The organism is Nostoc piscinale CENA21, from assembly GCF_001298445.1.
GTDB classification, from domain to species: Bacteria; Cyanobacteriota; Cyanobacteriia; order Cyanobacteriales; family Nostocaceae; genus Nostoc_B; species Nostoc_B piscinale_A.
Map to the genome: position 1 here is coordinate 1,163,075 of NZ_CP012036.1, position 17,368 is coordinate 1,180,442.

Here is a 17,368-nt window from a genome sequence, read left to right on the forward strand (position 1 = left end):
GTGATAGACAAGGGAAGGAAGGGGGATAGAAGTTTTGGGCGTTGCATAATGAGAATATGAATTAGGGTGAATCTTCATGGAATGTCCGCGTTGTAATTCCTCTCATATCCGTAAGAACGGTAGACAAAGAGGTAAACAAAACTACATTTGTGCAGATTGTGGTCGTCAATTTATTGAATATCACAATCAAAAGGGTTATGGTGACGAAATTAAACGAGAATGCTTAGAAATGTATGTTAATGGTTCTGGTTTCCGTGCCATAGAAAGAGTAAAAAAAGTACATCATACAACAGTAATTTATTGGGTGAAACAAATGGGTGGTCAGTTACCAGAACATCCCGAAACAGCTGAAATACCTGAAATAACTGAAATTGATGAATTAGAAACTTTTGTCGGGTCAAAAAAAACAAAATTTGGGTATGGAGTGTAGTCAACCACAAGACTTCGGGGATTTTAGGATGGGTTTTAGGAGATAGAAGTTCAGAAACTTTTCAACAGTTGTGGCAGAGGATTAAAGCGTGGAACTCATATTTTTATGTAACGGATGGCTATCCGGTTTATCCATGTTTTATTAATCAAGAAGACCATCTTGTGTGTAAAACTTATATGACACGAGTAGAAGGTGAAAATAGCAGATTAAGACATTATTTAGCCCGATTACATAGAAAGACTTTTTGTTATTCTAAGTCAGTAGAAATGCTGGAACTCTCTATTAGATTGTTAGTTTATTATCTCCAGCATCGTTGTATTCCAATGCGGGAGCAAAGCCCCCGCGAGGATATAGCGATCGCATAATTCATCTTGTGATTCAGCAACGCCCAAAATTTCATCTACTACCAATCAGCCATAGGAATATCGCTGGGCAAACCATGTGCGAATTCTTCAAACATAATTTTTTCTAGTTCCAAGTCTGTGTCATCTAATATTCCTAAATTATTTTCGTTGAGATTACTGTTAGAATTCTGAGTATTCAAAGTTTGGTGCTTGATCACGGAATTATCTTGGGTGGAAGATGGCTGTTTGAGAGTTTTGATTGGGGATGTTGCCGTTTTCATGGTCTTCTCCTTAGTAATTGCACCGAATTCTATGTTGTTAAAAATTGCAGACAAAATTTCAGTTTTGTTTTTTTTAGGCAGTTAGCAGTTGATTACTCAGATTGACCTGCGCTTATTTACAGTTTGAGTGACTTTAAGACATTCTCAATCTCCTCATCTGTTATGTAAGCTTCTGGCGGTGGGCTAAAACGCAGTAATGCAGCTTGGTAACAAGCTTGTGCGACTAAATCGCGCTCTTGATGAGTTAGCCCTGCAATCATCGCCACCGTTTCCTTGACGTGCTGTACCTCTGTGGTGCTAATGGCACTATGTACACGTAGACAACGGGTGGCTTTGATACCTGGTGGTAGTAATGCTTCTACTTTCTGGATGTAAGCTTCTCCGATACATATTCCTAAACGTTCTGCTGTATAGGAATAGCCTACACAAGCAATTGGGTCAGAGTCTTGTACGCATTGCTTAAAACAGTCCAGTAAAGTTTGAGCCGCAGGAGGAACAAGTGCTTCCACAACAGCTTCAGCTTGATACCCCATTGAGCGAATATCTCGGAGTGCAAGTATGTCGTGACCTGCTTCTTCTCTAGCTTTTTGTTCTGCCCACTGTGCCAAACTCTGACGATTGGTCGCCGCAAAACGCGATCGCGCTTCTTCCATTAGTCGTGGTGTTGAATGACACAGATGGTAAAAACCAGCAAGTCGCCATACCCAACGTGTAGGAGTTAAAGCTGGTGGTCGTCGCTCTGATTTAACTGCGTACCAAGCAGATACAATGGCACGATCTAAAAGCTTTTGGGTTTTATTTAAGGTATCTGCATCAATTCTTGTTGGAGTGAAGGAATCACTACTATTCATCGATGGCGGTTGATCTACCAAACTATTGTTGCCTGTCTTAACTTCTACTTTGTTCGGCTCATTTAAAAATGGATTAGGCATGGTTCGTTGTATAATCCCCTATCTACCAGTATCTTGTCAGCTACTTATGCTACTGCGAAAGATGTGGATAACTCGACTATGACAAGACTTAAATGCCCCAATTATGAGACTTTTGAAGGTATTGTTGTTTTAACTCACTGATCTAAAGTGAGTTATCAAAAAGATTGATTTCTTTCAGTTCTCAATTCAATTTCTTAACAATGAAGATAAGTCAACGCTTAACTTTAAGCTCAAAATCTTGATTTTCACTGGTCAAGATGTTTCAGTCTTGGCAATATCTTAATTAGCCTCCATACACATTAAAATAATGATGGATAGAACAGCTGCGCTTGGATTTTCTAGTTTTCCAACCTCCAGTAAAAAACAAGTAGTCAAGCAAATAACTGTGGACTTGACTCCAGATGAAGCTCAAACGCTAGAGAAATATTGTGGACAGACAGGCCAAGCAATCTCGAATGTGATTGAGGAACTCATTCGAGGCTTACCTGTTAGCTAAGTGTTTTGCTAAAACTCTAAAAACTTAGAGTCAAGAAAGTTATCAATACAATGGTTTTAAACACAGACCAAGCTTGAATCCTACTCAGACCTTGTAGTAGCCAATCCGCGAATCAGTTCTCTGATTACGTCTGTTGCTGGTCTTCCTGTCTGGTCACAATATTTTTCCAAGTTCTTAGCTTCGTTAAGTGCCAAGTTGATGGTTATTCGCTTGACCGCCCATTTTTTATTCATGCTATCAGTCTGGTTGTATTAGATAAAATTACGAAAATTTTCATTTATTTAGACCATTCTCTTGTCTTGATTATGCGTTTCGGCACAATTAGACGGAGATTTTTTTATCTGTTTGAAAGTAGTTAAGAAAAGCATTTATTTGCTTTCATCAGCTATCTTCAGACAAGATACACAAGTTTATTTGCATTGCTATGAGCCGGAGTACATAAACTGCTCGTAACTTTTTTGTTTTTCTTGGTATTTAGGCCAAGTAATAAATTTCTTATTGAGAATATTACCATCCAAGTCAACTATCAGCCAAATATGATGTCATCACAAGTTGTTGCGAAAACCAGCCGAAAAATGCGACCAATTCTTGCTGTTTTATGGATTTAAAATGGCGAAATCAGCCCTAAGTAAAGATATAAGCGCAAAAGTAAGGTTGAAAATTGAGAAATTACCTACCAATCCGTTTTAAATCGCGCGTAATATCTATTACGGCTGTTTTTGATTTAGTGTTGAGTTACGCCTTAAGTATTTGAGTTAAGTTTTTTAAATAAAAACTAGGTATTATATTAAATAATTTGATAAAATATCCCTGGTATCAATACCGGGGATATTTTTAATCATTAAAAGAATGTAAACAGAAAAAGCGTTGCGTAAAGATTAAGCTTCCAGATAGATCAGCAAAGATAAATTTATTACATTCTCATCTGAAAGATTCCCAAATAATACTAAGATAAAAAGCAGAAAAAACTTGGGAATGTTTTGGATGATGTTTGAGTAATGCTTAATTTTTGCTTTTTAAAACTCCTATTTCCTGTTGTATGGGTAGAACATCCAAAATATCTGTTTGGGAGCAATATTTCAGGTCTTCATGACATTCAAGGCGTAATAATCGTTTGCCATGACTAGCATGATGGAATAATCCCAACAAGTTATCTTGCCACTGGGTGTAAAGAGCGATCGCACCAATCAATTCATCATTACCAGCTAATTGATCTGGAGACACATGAGTTTTTTCGATAATGCTATGAGCGATCGCACCTGCACAAACTGTATCTTCTAAAGCAAAACTCCCTTCCCACCCAGAACCAACAATCCAGACTGTTTGGGGCTGTTTTTCTAACAGATACTCCACTATTGCAGCGCGGTTAATTAAAGCGGCTGCTAGTACAGATGGAGAGTTTTGTATTCGTTGTAAGGCACGAGTACCATTAGTAGTACTGATAAACAGGCGACGACCATGCACTAGTTCTGGCGTGCAGTCTAGGGGAGAGTTACCGAGTTCAAAGCCCGTGACTTTGGCTCCGCCACGTTCTCCGGCTCTTAAACGTTTTTCTGCTGGCCATTGTTCGCTAATTTCTATGAGCTTTTCTAAATCACTGAAGACTTGTACTGCTTCGCCGCCAGCCGCTAAGACTGTGGCAATTGTACTAGTGGCTCGCAAGACATCAACTGCGATCGCGCAGTCTGGAATTTCATCTTTAGGAGTTAATTCCGGAGTGTGGTATAAGAATAACTTCACGCGCTGGATACACCTGCTCTAAATATTATTATCGAGATACATTCTAATTTGTGTTAACAGCCATAATGACAATTCATGCAATAGGAATTTTTCGAGGTTATGGCAAGGTGTTGGTCAATGAGGGCAAATATCCTTGACCTTAACTGTTATTTAACTGTTGTTTAAGATGGCGAATGGCTGCACTAGTGTTACGTTGATAAGCAATCTGCACACACTGAGCAATAACGCTGTGCAGATCCAACCCTGGAAAATAGCGACTCTGGGTTTGCAATTGGTAATTGCTTCCCTGCAATTGGTAAATTAATAACTGCTGTTTTTTAAATAGCCAAACTTCTGGCACACGATAAGGTAGATAATCTTCTACATCAGAATAACTAGTGACATCAATTTCAATTACCAAATCAGGCGGGGGATCTTGTCTCCAGTCAATTCGCTTTTTACCTGAAACAGCTTGCCAATTATCAATATAAAAACAATAGTCAGGCTCAATACCGCTTTCTTCGGGTAGAGTCATCGTCACAGGGGTAAACGCATCATATTCCTTGTCATCGTGATCTAAAAGTGTGACAACAATATTGGCAATCAAATGAGCATCTCGTCCATGTACAGGCAAAGGTGACATTAGTAATACTTCTCCATCACGATATTTAATGCGAGGAATTGAGCCATCTCCCCGTTGTTCACAGAGGCGCTGATACTCTTGCCAAGTAGCAGGTAGGCGCACCACGGAACCAGCAGGTAATTGAATTTTGTCAATTGAGACGAGGGCATACATAATTGCAGATCCTTTGAGTGGTAGTGAAGGACAATGATTATGAAGATTTGCGATGGTATTTTTAGAGGTGCGATCGCTTGATTGATTTAATGGAATCAGGTATGTAAACAACAAGGGATTTATCATAACTCTACCTTGGTCAATCAAGAGGGGAATTTTGCATCAAATCTGCCAATGTAAACTCTAGGATCTAAAATCGACATGGCACCTTTACCCGATTACCGTCCAAAACAACTGTCTGTAGGCCCTTTGGAAGCAGAAATTTTAAATATTGTCTGGGAACTTGGTTCCGCGACAGTTAAAGATGTACACGATCGCATTTTGGCTGATCCTAACCGAGAATTGGCTTATACTTCTGTCACCACAGTGCTGCGTCGGCTCACAGAAAAAGGTTGGCTGGCCTGCGATAAACAAGGACGAGCTTTTTATTGGCGACCTTTGCTCAGTAAACAACAGGCGCAGGTGATTAAAGCTCATGATCAACTACAACGCTTTCTCGCAGTGGGTAATCCCGATGTGATTGCGGCCTTTGCTGATAGTCTGGATGAAACAGCCCAAGCGCAAATCGAAGCGATAGCCAAGCGGATTCAAGCTGCACGCCAAGCTAGGGAGGAACAATAAATGCACCTAATCATGATTTTGACGGCTGTAGCAGTTTCTTGGATATTAAGATGCTCTTGGGTGAATACTCCAGGTAATTGGAATCTGCGCTGGCGGAAAGCTCTATTTATCTTTTTGTTTCCGCCTTTGTTGATATTTATGACTGCGATCGCCCTGCTGTGTATGGGGCCGCAAGGTAAAATGGGCGGAGTCTACACAGGCTGGTTGAGCTACGACTTAGCATTGATCGCTCTCGGTTATTTTGCTTTTTTGTGTCTGAAACTCACTATCCAAGGTTGGCAATCTGTAGAATCTGCCCGTCATTCTCCCTTGATTAATCTTGATGGTAAATTAGTCAGACTGATCAATACATCAACATTATTTGCTGGTCAAATAGGTTTTTGGCACCCAGAACTAGTAGTTAGCCAAGGACTGCTCCAAAATCTTTCACCTGCTCATATTGAAAGTGTCTTAGCCCATGAGCAAGGACACCATTATTACCGCGATACCTTTTGGTTTTTCTGGTTGGGTTGGGTGCGTACTTGTACGGCTTGGCTACCTAATACAGATGCGTTGTGGCAAGAATTATTAGTTTTGCGCGAACTACGGGCGGATAGTTACGCTGCTGCCCAAGTTGATCCACTGCTGTTAGCAGAATCGTTAGTGTTAGTTGTGAGTCAAACTTCTGTGCTACCCGAATCTGAGGTTTGCTGTGCGGCTTTGGGTAGTAGTTTAGGCGATCGCTTGGAACAAAGAATCGATGCTTTACTCGCACCACCAGAGCCAAAATTAGCGATGAACTGGCAGGCTTGGCAAGGATTTATCTTAGCGTTTATCCCATTATTAACTGTTTTATTTCATACATAAAGTATGGAGTTGCTTGCAAAAATCATTTTCCTATTCTTAACCCAAATAGAGACGTTGTCTGCAACGTCTCTACAAATTTGAATATAAAGCTTTTAACACAGTCACCTATCACTTCTCACCTCTCCCCTGCTATATATACAGAATTTTTTTATCGATAATTTTTTGTAACCTTTGCACTGTAAAGGTTTAACTTCTTCTGTATCTACTGAAAGACCAACTATTTCAAACTTGGGGAGGATGTAAGTGATACTCTATTTTTATAGTGTCTTAAGTAGTGTTGCGTAAAAAAGGAACATATACTCATGCTTATATTAATGCAGGCAGCAGATTCAGTAGCCACAGGCGGAGAGCATTTTCCCTTAGCTTTTACATTGGTTTATGTAGTTGGTTTTATTGCTGCTGTTACCATTGGTTCTATTGCTTGGTACAACTCTAAACGCCCAGTTGGTTGGGAAAGTAAAGAACGTCCTGACTTTGTACCCAAAGTAGAAAAAGAAGAAACTCCCGGTGTAGGTGAACCGAAAGCATAATTAGTCAATAGTCAACAGTCAATGGTCAATGCTCAAAGTTTTAGATTGGGAAATCTAGACTTTTGACTTTTGCCTTTGGACTCTTGACTATAGACATTAAAGAACTAATTCTGCACCTCGACCCAACGACGATAGAGCGTTTGGATTTGTTTAAGCAACGCATTATGAACTGGTTGTTGGACAGAATCTTGTGCAGCTAAATCCTGGAGCTGTGTCAGGAGTCTGGCTTCTTCAGTTGCGACTTCGCCATCGCTGTAAATTAAGCCGCTAATGGCTTCAATCAGACTTTCGCAATCTTCTAAGCTTGGGCGATCGCCTAGATATTCTTTCACCCAAGCGTAACACTCCTTGGGTTGCACGGGTACTAATTCGTACAACCAAGGCTTAATTTCTGGATCGGTAGCCAAACCTTTTGCTTGTGCAATTTCGCGGAGATACTGTCGTTCCTCTGGTTGAATTATCCCATCAATCCAAGCGGCTCCAATCAAGATTTTAACTAAGTTCTTTACATTGGAATCAGTAACCATTGCTGCCTCCTGTGGGAGATTGGGGCTTCCATCAAATGGTACAATCCCTGGCAGTAATCACTCGGAATCATTAGTTTTTCTTAAGCGCACCATGAAAAATCCATCCATGTCCCAACGGTGCGGCCAGACTTTCAGCCAGCCTTGGGGTGTGGAATACACAGAATAGGGTGAACTTGCTTCGAGAGGTTCAATTTGCCATTGCAGATTTTCAGCTAAAAATTCAGAAATTACCGCTTCATTTTCGGCTGGATGCAGTGTACAGGTAGCATAAACCAGCAAACCACCGTTTTTAACAAAATTCGATGTGTGGAACAGTAATTGCTTTTGCAGTTGTGAAAGTTCTTGGCTAGATTCTGGTGTTTGTCGCCAACGTGCATCGGCGTGGCGGTGTAAGGTTCCTAAACCAGAACACGGGGCATCTAATAACACGCGATCGCCAATATTGTAAAATTGCGGCAAGTTACGACTGTCGCCAGTGCAAATTTCAATTGATTGCAAATTTAGCCGCCTCGAATTTTCTTGGAGTTTTCGTAATCGGGAAGCAGTGCGATCGCAAGCCCAAATTTTACCTTGATCCTGCATCAACTCTGCAATGTGTGTTGTTTTTCCTCCAGGCGCTGCACAGGTATCAATCACCAACTCACCCGGTTGGGGGTCAAGTAAATGACTCACCAGTTGGGCGCTTGCGTCTTGGACAACCCACCAACCTTCCGTAAACCCTGGTAAATTTTGCATCGCCCCGGTACTGCTAATTAACCGTAAAGCTTGGGGTAAATGGGGGATTCTTTGAGCTAAAATTCCCGCAGATTCTAAAGCTGTGGCTACTTGTTCTAAATTGGTGCGTAGTGGGTTGATGCGTAAATCAATTGTCGGTGTTTGGTTCATCCATTCACAGAGTTTTTCGGTTTCCGCAACACCAATTTGGTCTAACCAAACTTGAATTATCCAGTCGGGGAAACTATGCAAAATTCCCAAGCGTTCAACGGGGTTATCGGGTAACTTCAGAGGTTCGGGGGATTTTTCGCTGAGACGGATGTATTGACGTAACAAACCATTCACAAAACCCGTGAGTCCCGAAAAACCATTGGCTTTCGCAAGTTCTACCGTTGTATTGACAGCTGCTGAAGGGGGAATGCGTTCTTGGTAGCGCAGTTGATAAAAACCGAGATGCAGAATGATACGCAGTTCTGGCGGTTGTTGGTGAGATTTTTTCGTGGCGAGTTGGTCGATTAAAGCATCAAGAGTGCGTAGTCTGCGGACACTGCCATAAACTAATTCTGTCGCTAGACGGCGATCGCTATCTGGCAATTTAAATTTTCGCAACACTCTATCTAGGGCAACATCAGCATAAGCCCCTTTGTGAACATCTCGCAAAGCCACAAAAGCTATTTGGCGGGGGTTAGTCATAAGTTTTCATCTACCCCCGGTGACTCGGCAGGGCTGTATTATTCTATCAGTATGGTACACACAAGTAGAATTACCGCCATTAATCTCTAATTGTTATCAAAGAAGAACTGGAGCGAATTGGCTCACGCCTCAGCAAGATTTTTCCACAAACATCGCCTTAAACCAAAAGCCCAGTTTGGATGACTGGGCTTTTGTTGGGGTAATTTTCCCCTAGTTATTTATAGAAGTTATTTATAAGTTGCTTGACTAATAAGGACTACACCGCCTAAATTACGAATTCCAGAAATACAGTAGACATGCAACGTTTAACTGCCCTGCTTTCTTTGCGGCTTCGGGCTTATAGTAAAGTTATGCTGCAAATTAAGAATAAAATCATCATCCCCGATAACGAACTCGAAATTAGCGCGATTCGTTCTCAAGGAGCCGGGGGTCAAAACGTCAACAAAGTTGCTACAGCCATTCACTTACGCTTTGACATTGAAGCTTCATCACTACCTGCTTTCTATAAACAGCAACTTCTCAAGCTAAACGACCGACGCATCACTCAGGATGGGGTTGTTGTCATCAAAGCTCAAGAACACCGTAGCCAAGAACAAAACCGGGAAGAAGCTTTGCAACGACTCAAACAACTCATACTCAGCGCAGTTGTACTGCCCGAAATCCGCAAACCCACCAAACCAACTCGTAGTTCTCAAAAAAAACGTCTTGACAGTAAAACTAAGCGTAGTCAAATTAAGTCAATGAGAAGGCAGGTAATTGATTAAAATCTGATACCGCTAGAGAAAAGTTCTGAGGACAATCACTCCTTTTTCCTCTAAGAAATTGTAGATGTCCAGCAGTGAAGTAATTGCACCACTGGACACTTGATTAACTCATCCTACTTCTGCTGTTGATCTGGCGGAAGTTGACAAGCCCCCTTTTCAAACTGGTACTCAATTCATAATCCCCGCAGGTAAAAGCTAACGGGGTTACAACCAGAGAACGCGGCGGTAACAACATGAGCGAACGCAACCAGGGCAAGGAATAGGTAAGCAGACTTCCCAGGAGGTAAATTTTTCTTGGGAGGTACGGATGAATTCTTTTTTTCAATTCGCATGGCTATATCATTGAAGTGGATTATATTGATTAGCCTGGAGAATTCCGGGCTTTTTTCTGTGAATAGAAACCGCAAACACAAAAGCCCCAGACTCAAGACAGCCTGGGGCATTCGCGTTGAATGCGGTCTTATTGCTATTGTTGATATAGCCGTAGCCAGATGAGTTAGGACGCTGCTTGCTTGAGAACGGTTTCAATTGCATCACGTAGATTATCGGATTTGGGTAACAACTTACGAATCATACTTTTGAGCCATGCCCAACACTTTTCAATCCGATTGAGATCGGGTGAGTAAGAGGGGAGATAAACAACATGGCACCCTGTGGCTGTCCCTACAAAAAACTTTTCAAATATATCTAGTGGCGCACTGACTAAACCCAAGCCATTGAGAATCATTGCTTTTACTGCTTGACCTGGGCTGACTATTTCTTGATGATGAGTGTCTAGTATTTGATTGATTTGCTCTACCAAACACATTTGGTCTATGATTCCTGCGACTATGCCACAGTTCTCAATATCTTGTACTCTTATTTGTGAGGCTGATGCTGTCATGAATAAAAAAATACCATTAATCTCCTCACTTACCTGCGGAATCCAGATATAAAAATAAAAAAGAGACGCGGTTATACTTGCGTCTCTAGATAGAGAAGAAACCCAATATTTTAAAAATTAAAAGTTTTAGTAAGTATGATTGCTATAGTAAGTTAAGTTTTATACGAAATTATTCGGGTTTATTAATTTCGTTCGATTTCTGTTGATTGATTTTGTCAATTTTTCCACTAAACCGAATAGCGCCAGGTTCCGTTTGACGTGGCTTACCTTTCTTACGTGGTTGCGGACGTGACATAATATTACACTGATTGTTCAGAAAATCTTTACTACTTTGATTACAACAGTGTAAATAGCTATTCCAGAAATTTATGGTCTCTCAGTAAGAAAAACACATTTGCGTGACTCCAACTGATTCGCTAGGCTATTTGTATCCTCTTACTTCTATAGCCTGCTATGGATTTTGAAGGCAAAGCTACCACTACAACTGCTCCAAGCAACACAGAATTTGCTCAATCAGTAACGGCACGTAAACCATTAGAATTGTTACGAGATACCGAGGCTTTACTACGCCGCCCTACGGTAGCAACGTTAGTGCCGATTCTGCCCCCAAAGTTAAGTAACAGAATGCAAGAAGCCTCAACTGTTGCGGAAACATCTTTGCAAGAATTGGCAAAAATTGACCTCGAACAAATTAGTGACTGGGAATTACAACCCGTGCGGCTACGCGTGGGTTTATGCTTTGTAGGTTTTGGCGCATTGATGATTTTAGTGTTGCTGCTGTACTTGAACACGCTGCATCCCGAACTGAGTACAGTGGGACAAATTCGCAAATATTGGTATCAATATGTTTGGTTTGTGTGCTTTGGGATAGCGGGAATGTTTATGATTGGTCGAGAAACAATGCGACCAACTGTCAAGCTAAAAAAGCCAAAAAAATGGTAAATATGTTGGTACAAATTAATAGGACTTACGCATAAAAATGAAAAATCAAGGGTTTTGGCGAGGGTGTAGGGGTACAGGGGTATAGGGGTGTATGTATCTAAAACCCTTCCGCCACACACCCTTACACCCTTACACCCAATCTTCATAGACAATCTTGGTGCGTAAGTCCTGATTAAAATAAACCCCTCGGACTGGAAGTCTGGGACTATACAAACAAAGCCTACCTTCGCAGGCTAATTATATATGAATCATGATGCTTTTATTGTGCCGCCAGGTGCTAAGGTTTCTCTGCAAAAAGATTATGACTCTGCGTATACTGCTAATTACCATAACCGCAATGATGCAACACTTAAGTTACGCTCAGACATTGAACGACTAGCCAAGTATCAAGATATTCTGTATGCACAAAATAGCTATGCCTTGCTAATTATCTTTCAGGCGATGGATGCGGCTGGTAAAGACAGCACAATTAAACACGTCATGTCTGGGATTAATCCCCAAGGTTGTCAAGTTTTTAGTTTCAAATCTCCCAGTAGTGAAGAATTAGACCATGATTACCTATGGCGATCAATGAAAGCTTTGCCGGAAAGAGGTAGAATTGGCATCTTCAATCGTTCTTATTATGAAGAAGTATTAGTAGTGCGTGTTCATCCAGAAATTTTGCAAAAGCAACAACTTCCTCACTTACCAAAAGGTAATAAAATCTGGCAACAGCGTTTTGCGGAAATCAATAACTTTGAAAAATATTTAGTAGATAATGGAATTGTGATTCTCAAATTTTTTTCTGAATGTCTCGAAAGCAGAACAGAAAAAAAGATTTTTAGCAAGAATTGATTCTCCTGAGAAAAATTGGAAATTCTCAATTAATGATGTGAAAGAAAGGGCGTTTTGGTCAGATTATATGGCCGCTTATGAAGAGGTTTTTCATCACACTAGTACTACATACGCGCCTTGGTATATCATTCCTGCCGATCGCAAATGGTTTATGCGGATGGTAGTCGCTGATATTATCTGTTCTAAATTAGAGTCACTCAAGTTAAAATACCCTACCGTCAATGAAGAAGCGCAACAACATCTTCTACAAGCAAAGTTTGCCTTAGAGCAAGAAGAATAGCTCATCATTGTATCAATTTAATCAATCTACATAAACTTTTCTAAATCTGCTCTACCTAGAGGCTGATCACAAGTTTGTGTAAATATGTCATTCTGGGCAGAGTGTAGATATTCAGAATTTATCTACGTGTGACTTGATTAAAATAAAAATTAATTAGATATGTTTATGAATTTAAACTAATCTCCTCAATTACACAGCTTGAGTTAGCTTTATTGATGTATTTCTTCACAATTTTCTCAACTTTTTTTGATAATTTTAAAATAAAGACCAAGTATTGCTGATCTTGGCATTTAATTCCTTGATTATAAACAAAGGAACTAGTTATGGATACTGCTGTTAAATACGACATTGAACTGATTAAAGAAGAAGCGCGTCAACTGGTTAAAAAGGGACTTATTAGCCGTCAGCGACCAATTTATGCTTTGTGTAAGTATATCCCTGAACGTGAATGGGGTGTGTTTGAACTTGAGCTAGAAAAAAACGAATTTCTGCTCAGAGATAGAATTATTGACTTGTTAGGTAGCGAAAATTGGGAAGAGGACGGCAGTTGATTATCCCAATTATTGATCTTGGGAATGATTTGATGGAAATAAATAGGCGATCGCAGCCCATCCAGAAATAGTTAGTAAACTCACTAAACAAGAAGCCAGAACAAGAGTAGTCATTTCAAAAATAAATTAAAACTTTATTTTGCACATCTTCAAGCTATCAATTGTGTATGACAGTCATGCGACTAGCTTGTGTCAATTCTTTGTACAATTAAAGTGCTGAGTGCTGAGGGATTTTCAATTACAAAAATATCCTATTGATGGGGTAGGCAGGGGAGCAGGGAGCAGAGGGGAGATAAAAAATATTACCTGATTAAATTGAATAATTTATTTTCCGGAAGTCCCTGAGTGCTGAGGATAAAGCTAGTTCTTTCCAAGCTTTGTAACAAACAGCCCTTAAGCCAAAGGTAGACAAAAACGAAATGTACTGCCAATTCCTAATTCGCTTTCTACCTGGATTTTTCCGCCTTGTAATTCCACTAAGTGCCGAGAAATAGTTAACCCAATACCAGTTCCTCCCGAATGGCGATCGCGTGATTGATCAGCTCGCCAAAAGCGTTCAAATACATGGGGTAAATCTTCAGGGGAAATGCCGATACCTGTATCAATCACAGCAATCCAAAGTTTCGAGGCTTCGGGCCAAGCTTGCAGAGTAATTGTACCTTTGGTAGTGTAGCGGATGGCATTGCCTAGCAAGTTGACTAACACTTGTTCAGTGCGATCGACATCCGCCAACACCATTGGTAATTGTGCAGGAAAATCCAAATGCAACACAGGCCCATCTTCTAACAATTGTTCGCTGAATCTTTCTACCAAAGACTCCAACAAAGGGCGCAAACTTATTGGCTGTATTTTAATTGGTAAATAACCGGCTTCTGCCTTAGAAAGTTCTTGCAAATCATTGACTAATCTTTCTAAGCGTCTAGTTTCTTTGACTAAACGTCGATAAACTTCCGGCGAAGGTTCTATTACACCATCTGCCAATTCTTCTAAGTAACCACGCACAACTGTTAGCGGTGTCCGCAGTTCATGAGTCATATCACCAATTAGTTCTCGCCGTCGAGCTTCTACACCCTCTAAACTTGCAGCCATACGGTTAAAACTAGTACCCAAGCGATTTAGTTCAGGAATATCAGACAGAGGTAATCGTGCATCTAACTCACCAACGGCGAACTTTTGGGTAATTTGTTCCATTTCAGTTAAACGCTGCATGATTCTTTTAGAAACCCAATAACTCAATCCTCCCGCCGCCGTAGTACCAACAATTACCGACCAAATTGTGCTGCGTCGCCAAGCTGTTTCAAAGCCTTCTACTAGTTCAGTCCGAACATTAATTAAATCCAATCCCTGGCTTTGTAGTCGTTCTAAGTGCAGCACAAAAAAACGGGGTGACGAAACTTTGCTGATAATCACAAAGCTGACTACCCCCACAATCATCACTACCAAGTGGGAAACAAATAAACGTGATGCCAAAGGCAAGGATTTTGTCCAACGCCAACTCATAATTTCATCACGCTCACATTACAGGAGAGTCTTCAAATTTATAACCTACCCCAACAACAGTTTTAATAAACGAGGGGTTAGCTGGATCAGGTTCAATTTTTTTGCGTAACCGCGCTACATGGGTGTCAACAACTCGCTCGTCACCGAAGAAATCATCGCCCCAAAGTTTATCAATTAGTTGAGTGCGGTTCCAAACTCGTCCAGGGTTACTGACAAAGGTGCTTAATAAATTAAATTCTAGGTTGGTTAAGTCGAGAATTTCTGCTTCTTGGGAATTTAACTGGCGAGAAGCGGTGCGTTGTTCAATATCTACAATAAAGTTTTGCGTCCGTGTAACTTGATGTTGTCCGCCTTGACGCAGACTCCGCCGCAATAACGCCCGGACTCTAGCAACTAATTCTCTGGGGCTGAAGGGTTTAACCATGTAGTCATCCGCACCAGTAGATAATCCAATGACGCGATCAATTTCTTCGCCTTTGGCGGTCAACATCAAAATATAAGGGTCTTTACTTCCTGGTTTTTGCCGAATTCTGGCGCAAACTTCCAAGCCATCCAACCCAGGAATCATTAAGTCGAGAATAATTAAATCCGGTGCTTGCTCTTGAAACATCCGCAAGGCGTTGACACCATCACGGCTAACACGACAAGAAAATCCTTCTTTTTCTAAAGCCAGTTGGATTAACTGAGCAATTTCAGCTTCATCCTCAACAATTAAAATATCCATCGCTATTAAAAATTCAACGGAATACGCAGAGTTATTTCCTGGCTTGCATTGTACTCTAAAAACCTGCGATGGGTGATGAGTAACAGATTTTACAGATGAGAATTAGAAAGCGATCGATAGTTGTAACCTAAATGGGAGTCTTTTTGAATTTCCTGTTTAATGCTATCGAGGTCAAGGAAGTAGTCAGCTACATCAATCAAGCTATCACTAGTCATGGGTCGCAAACTCACAACTTCAACTCGACCACCTTTACTAGTGACAGCTTCCACAGCATAAGCTAAAGCGCCATCGCCACTGACTAAAATGGCTGTATCGTAATAGGGGGCTAAAGTGATCATATCGACAGCAATTTCTACATTCAAATTAGGTTTTTTAGAATTGTCTGTCGGTTGTGCTTCTTTAGTCACTACTCGATAACCATTGCGCCGCATCCAAAACAAAAAGCCTTGTTGTTTGTCATTCGCTCGTGGACGTGTGGGAGCGGGTCTGCCAACATCAACGATTGTGTAAAAGAAAGCCCGCAACAGCCGCGAACCAGAGGTTAAACGACAAAGTAATTTGAGATAGTCGATTTCAATTCCTAGTTGTAAAGCTGCATGAAATAGATTCACACCATCAATAAAAATAGCAACTCGCCCACGGTTTAATCCGTTAATTATTGAGGTGTTGGTTTTCGGTTCTCGATTTTGATAATGTTCACTTTTGGCAGGATTTTTCAAGACCATCTTTGGTGATGAGGGCGATTCTAGTTCCAAGTGTTTATATACGTTGTTGGCTTTGGTAAAATTAGTGAAAGTCATTGACTCCTCGGAAATTTTAAATTTGTGAAGATTGTTGAGAAATTACCCAGGTATGATTTGTGCTAGTTAATTTACCTAGCAGCAAAGGATGTGGAATTATTTGTGTTGAAGCTGTTATCTATCTAAGTCGCACATTGGCTTGCAGAGTTTGTGTGATGTCATTAGTCATGAATATTGATGAGCTTAACCAGCAAAATGACTAATGAATTAATACTTAGTTGGATGAGCTTGAGACACAGAAATTGTGTTAATTTTGCAGATTCCAAAGGTAAACGCTCTAGAGTTGTTAATTCCCATCAGAGCGAGTTTTACGAGATATTCCCTTTGCCTAAAAATATAAGGCTCTTTATCTATTCCCTCTGCATCTCAACTTACCACAGGATGCTAACAATTGCTCAAAGGCAGTTTGTTGTAAGGTGAATAGCGAAGAGCGATCGCATCTATAACTTATTGTACAACTGAATGGCAAAATCCCACAATCACCTCTAGCTTTGTATATTGATATCCACATATATCAAAAATACCAAACCTCTGATTTATCGGGGAAATATACTCAAAAATTATGGCAAATATATATTTAGGATGATTGGCTTTATAATTGTTTAAAATTAATCGTAAAAACAATTACAGCTATATTTACGAATATTTGCTGTTTATAGGGTAATTTTTGACATAATCAGTCAAATAAGCAGTTAATCAAATTGTTGTCAAAATCACTTATCAACTTAACCTTTAATTGTTCTTAAGATGGAGTTCATTGATTGATTAATAGGGCTAAATTGATATCAAGACTAGTCCACAAAATGTCTTTGCTCATCTCCTCCAGTGGTTACTTGACCCCGGAGGTTATTTTTTTTAAGGAGGCAGGAGAGAATACCCATAAATAAATTTATCTTATTTAAGATATCAATAGAAGATACTAGAGAGACAAGGTAGACACGGAAGAAAAGGGAGAGAGATGTTTTTAAAACAATTGGTATTGCTATATAAATTTGTTTAGTAAATTAAATTACTATCTAGACAATACATTAAGAAATACTAAGAATATTTCTCATGTTTTCTAATTCTTATGCTATCCTGTCAATAATTTGTACCTAAAGGAAAATGTTAGGAAAACTACGGTTTTTCTAAGCTAATTTGTTTTAGGTAAACTGATAACGG

The 17,368-nt window shown here is 40.1% G+C and carries 19 protein-coding genes and 2 pseudogenes; 9 read left to right on the top strand and 12 right to left on the bottom strand.

Annotated elements, in window-relative coordinates:
- Nucleotides 1-76: 76 nt before the first annotated feature.
- Nucleotides 77-795 (top strand): annotated as a pseudogene (locus ACX27_RS30660) (IS1 family transposase).
- Between the two features lie 38 nt (nt 796-833).
- On the opposite strand, the gene ACX27_RS05190 reads toward ACX27_RS30660, so the two are convergent.
- A complete protein-coding gene (locus ACX27_RS05190) occupies nt 834-1,055 on the bottom strand; it encodes a hypothetical protein (RefSeq protein WP_062289313.1) in 222 nt (73 codons plus the stop codon).
- A gap of 116 nt (nt 1,056-1,171) precedes the next feature.
- On the bottom strand, nt 1,172-1,987 hold the full coding sequence (locus ACX27_RS05195) for a hypothetical protein (protein WP_062289316.1): 816 nt from the start codon (nt 1,985-1,987) through the stop codon (nt 1,172-1,174).
- A gap of 307 nt (nt 1,988-2,294) precedes the next feature.
- Here ACX27_RS05195 and ACX27_RS05200 point away from each other — a divergent pair, with 307 nt between their 5' ends.
- Nucleotides 2,295-2,483, top strand: a complete 189-nt coding sequence (locus ACX27_RS05200; protein WP_335337762.1) for a CopG family transcriptional regulator — start codon at nt 2,295-2,297, stop codon at nt 2,481-2,483.
- Between the two features lie 80 nt (nt 2,484-2,563).
- Here ACX27_RS05200 and ACX27_RS33375 read toward each other — a convergent pair whose 3' ends face one another.
- The 3 genes from ACX27_RS33375 to ACX27_RS05215 form a co-directional block, all read right to left on the bottom strand.
- Nucleotides 2,564-2,716: a ribbon-helix-helix domain-containing protein gene (locus ACX27_RS33375; protein ID WP_062289322.1), complete on the bottom strand. Its 153-nt coding sequence runs from the start codon at nt 2,714-2,716 to the stop codon at nt 2,564-2,566.
- 769 nt (nt 2,717-3,485) lie between these two features.
- A complete protein-coding gene (locus ACX27_RS05210; protein WP_062289325.1) occupies nt 3,486-4,223 on the bottom strand; it encodes a 2-phosphosulfolactate phosphatase family protein in 738 nt (245 codons plus the stop codon).
- A 139-nt stretch (nt 4,224-4,362) separates the two neighbouring features.
- The gene (locus ACX27_RS05215; RefSeq protein WP_062298157.1) at nt 4,363-4,998 is read right to left on the bottom strand and encodes a Uma2 family endonuclease; all 636 of its coding nucleotides are present in this window, start codon (nt 4,996-4,998) and stop codon (nt 4,363-4,365) included.
- Between the two features lie 201 nt (nt 4,999-5,199).
- Between ACX27_RS05215 and ACX27_RS05220 the strand changes: the two genes are divergently transcribed.
- From ACX27_RS05220 to psb35, 3 genes are all read left to right on the top strand, one after another.
- Nucleotides 5,200-5,619: a BlaI/MecI/CopY family transcriptional regulator gene (locus tag ACX27_RS05220; RefSeq protein ID WP_062289328.1), complete on the top strand. Its 420-nt coding sequence runs from the start codon at nt 5,200-5,202 to the stop codon at nt 5,617-5,619.
- A complete protein-coding gene (locus ACX27_RS05225; protein WP_062289330.1) occupies nt 5,620-6,465 on the top strand; it encodes a M56 family metallopeptidase in 846 nt (281 codons plus the stop codon).
- Nucleotides 6,466-6,767: 302 nt separating this feature from the next.
- Entirely contained in the window at nt 6,768-6,995 is a 228-nt protein-coding gene (psb35, locus tag ACX27_RS05230) for a photosystem II assembly protein Psb35 (RefSeq protein WP_062289333.1), read from the top strand.
- A 104-nt stretch (nt 6,996-7,099) separates the two neighbouring features.
- Here the strand turns inward: psb35 and ACX27_RS05235 are convergent, their stop codons facing one another.
- Both ACX27_RS05235 and ACX27_RS05240 read right to left on the bottom strand, forming a co-directional pair.
- Nucleotides 7,100-7,522, bottom strand: coding sequence for a tellurite resistance TerB family protein (locus tag ACX27_RS05235; protein ID WP_062289337.1), 423 nt, complete (start codon nt 7,520-7,522; stop codon nt 7,100-7,102).
- Nucleotides 7,523-7,579: 57 nt separating this feature from the next.
- On the bottom strand, nt 7,580-8,929 hold the full coding sequence (locus ACX27_RS05240) for a 16S rRNA (cytosine(967)-C(5))-methyltransferase (protein WP_062289341.1): 1,350 nt from the start codon (nt 8,927-8,929) through the stop codon (nt 7,580-7,582).
- Between the two features lie 350 nt (nt 8,930-9,279).
- On the opposite strand from ACX27_RS05240, the gene arfB reads away from it, so the two are divergent.
- Complete coding sequence (gene arfB, locus ACX27_RS05245; protein ID WP_062298159.1) at nt 9,280-9,693, top strand: alternative ribosome rescue aminoacyl-tRNA hydrolase ArfB; 414 nt, start codon at nt 9,280-9,282, stop codon at nt 9,691-9,693.
- Nucleotides 9,694-10,189: 496 nt separating this feature from the next.
- Here the strand turns inward: arfB and ACX27_RS33380 are convergent, their stop codons facing one another.
- Entirely contained in the window at nt 10,190-10,576 is a 387-nt protein-coding gene (locus tag ACX27_RS33380) for a DUF4277 domain-containing protein (protein WP_235526511.1), read from the bottom strand.
- Between the two features lie 169 nt (nt 10,577-10,745).
- Nucleotides 10,746-10,871, bottom strand: coding sequence for a hypothetical protein (locus ACX27_RS34835; protein ID WP_256364386.1), 126 nt, complete (start codon nt 10,869-10,871; stop codon nt 10,746-10,748).
- A 158-nt stretch (nt 10,872-11,029) separates the two neighbouring features.
- On the opposite strand from ACX27_RS34835, the gene ACX27_RS05260 reads away from it, so the two are divergent.
- From ACX27_RS05260 to ACX27_RS05270, 3 genes and pseudogenes are all read left to right on the top strand, one after another.
- Entirely contained in the window at nt 11,030-11,518 is a 489-nt protein-coding gene (locus ACX27_RS05260) for a hypothetical protein (RefSeq protein WP_062289346.1), read from the top strand.
- Between the two features lie 243 nt (nt 11,519-11,761).
- Nucleotides 11,762-12,632: pseudogene (locus ACX27_RS05265) on the top strand (polyphosphate kinase 2 family protein).
- 323 nt (nt 12,633-12,955) lie between these two features.
- Complete coding sequence (locus ACX27_RS05270; RefSeq protein WP_062289349.1) at nt 12,956-13,183, top strand: DUF4327 family protein; 228 nt, start codon at nt 12,956-12,958, stop codon at nt 13,181-13,183.
- A 393-nt stretch (nt 13,184-13,576) separates the two neighbouring features.
- On the opposite strand, the gene ACX27_RS05275 is transcribed toward ACX27_RS05270, so the two are convergent.
- The 3 genes from ACX27_RS05275 to ACX27_RS05285 form a co-directional block, all read right to left on the bottom strand.
- Nucleotides 13,577-14,683 carry a sensor histidine kinase gene (locus ACX27_RS05275; RefSeq protein WP_062289352.1) on the bottom strand — a complete coding sequence of 369 codons (1,107 nt, stop codon included), beginning with the start codon at nt 14,681-14,683 and terminating at the stop codon, nt 13,577-13,579.
- A gap of 13 nt (nt 14,684-14,696) precedes the next feature.
- A complete protein-coding gene (locus ACX27_RS05280) occupies nt 14,697-15,407 on the bottom strand; it encodes a response regulator transcription factor (RefSeq protein WP_062289355.1) in 711 nt (236 codons plus the stop codon).
- Nucleotides 15,408-15,496: 89 nt separating this feature from the next.
- Complete coding sequence (locus ACX27_RS05285; RefSeq protein WP_062289358.1) at nt 15,497-16,207, bottom strand: LabA-like NYN domain-containing protein; 711 nt, start codon at nt 16,205-16,207, stop codon at nt 15,497-15,499.
- Between the last annotated feature and the right edge of the window lie 1,161 nt (nt 16,208-17,368).

What these genes read in the sequence shown, in the direction of transcription:
- ACX27_RS05225 (WP_062289330.1), top strand. Translation starts at nt 5,620, where the DNA reads ATGCACCTAATCATGATTTTGACGGCTGTAGCAGTTTCTTGGATATTA.
- ACX27_RS34835 (WP_256364386.1), bottom strand. Translation starts at nt 10,871, where the DNA reads ATGTCACGTCCGCAACCACGTAAGAAAGGTAAGCCACGTCAAACGGAA.
- ACX27_RS05200 (WP_335337762.1), top strand. Translation starts at nt 2,295, where the DNA reads ATGATGGATAGAACAGCTGCGCTTGGATTTTCTAGTTTTCCAACCTCC.
- ACX27_RS33375 (WP_062289322.1), bottom strand. Translation starts at nt 2,716, where the DNA reads ATGAATAAAAAATGGGCGGTCAAGCGAATAACCATCAACTTGGCACTT.
- ACX27_RS05270 (WP_062289349.1), top strand. Translation starts at nt 12,956, where the DNA reads ATGGATACTGCTGTTAAATACGACATTGAACTGATTAAAGAAGAAGCG.
- ACX27_RS05190 (WP_062289313.1), bottom strand. Translation starts at nt 1,055, where the DNA reads ATGAAAACGGCAACATCCCCAATCAAAACTCTCAAACAGCCATCTTCC.
- ACX27_RS05275 (WP_062289352.1), bottom strand. Translation starts at nt 14,683, where the DNA reads ATGAGTTGGCGTTGGACAAAATCCTTGCCTTTGGCATCACGTTTATTT.
- ACX27_RS05240 (WP_062289341.1), bottom strand. Translation starts at nt 8,929, where the DNA reads ATGACTAACCCCCGCCAAATAGCTTTTGTGGCTTTGCGAGATGTTCAC.
- ACX27_RS05235 (WP_062289337.1), bottom strand. Translation starts at nt 7,522, where the DNA reads ATGGTTACTGATTCCAATGTAAAGAACTTAGTTAAAATCTTGATTGGA.
- psb35 (WP_062289333.1), top strand. Translation starts at nt 6,768, where the DNA reads ATGCTTATATTAATGCAGGCAGCAGATTCAGTAGCCACAGGCGGAGAG.
- ACX27_RS05285 (WP_062289358.1), bottom strand. Translation starts at nt 16,207, where the DNA reads ATGACTTTCACTAATTTTACCAAAGCCAACAACGTATATAAACACTTG.
- ACX27_RS33380 (WP_235526511.1), bottom strand. Translation starts at nt 10,576, where the DNA reads ATGACAGCATCAGCCTCACAAATAAGAGTACAAGATATTGAGAACTGT.
- ACX27_RS05215 (WP_062298157.1), bottom strand. Translation starts at nt 4,998, where the DNA reads ATGTATGCCCTCGTCTCAATTGACAAAATTCAATTACCTGCTGGTTCC.
- ACX27_RS05220 (WP_062289328.1), top strand. Translation starts at nt 5,200, where the DNA reads ATGGCACCTTTACCCGATTACCGTCCAAAACAACTGTCTGTAGGCCCT.
- ACX27_RS05195 (WP_062289316.1), bottom strand. Translation starts at nt 1,987, where the DNA reads ATGCCTAATCCATTTTTAAATGAGCCGAACAAAGTAGAAGTTAAGACA.
- ACX27_RS05280 (WP_062289355.1), bottom strand. Translation starts at nt 15,407, where the DNA reads ATGGATATTTTAATTGTTGAGGATGAAGCTGAAATTGCTCAGTTAATC.
- arfB (WP_062298159.1), top strand. Translation starts at nt 9,280, where the DNA reads ATGCTGCAAATTAAGAATAAAATCATCATCCCCGATAACGAACTCGAA.
- ACX27_RS05260 (WP_062289346.1), top strand. Translation starts at nt 11,030, where the DNA reads ATGGATTTTGAAGGCAAAGCTACCACTACAACTGCTCCAAGCAACACA.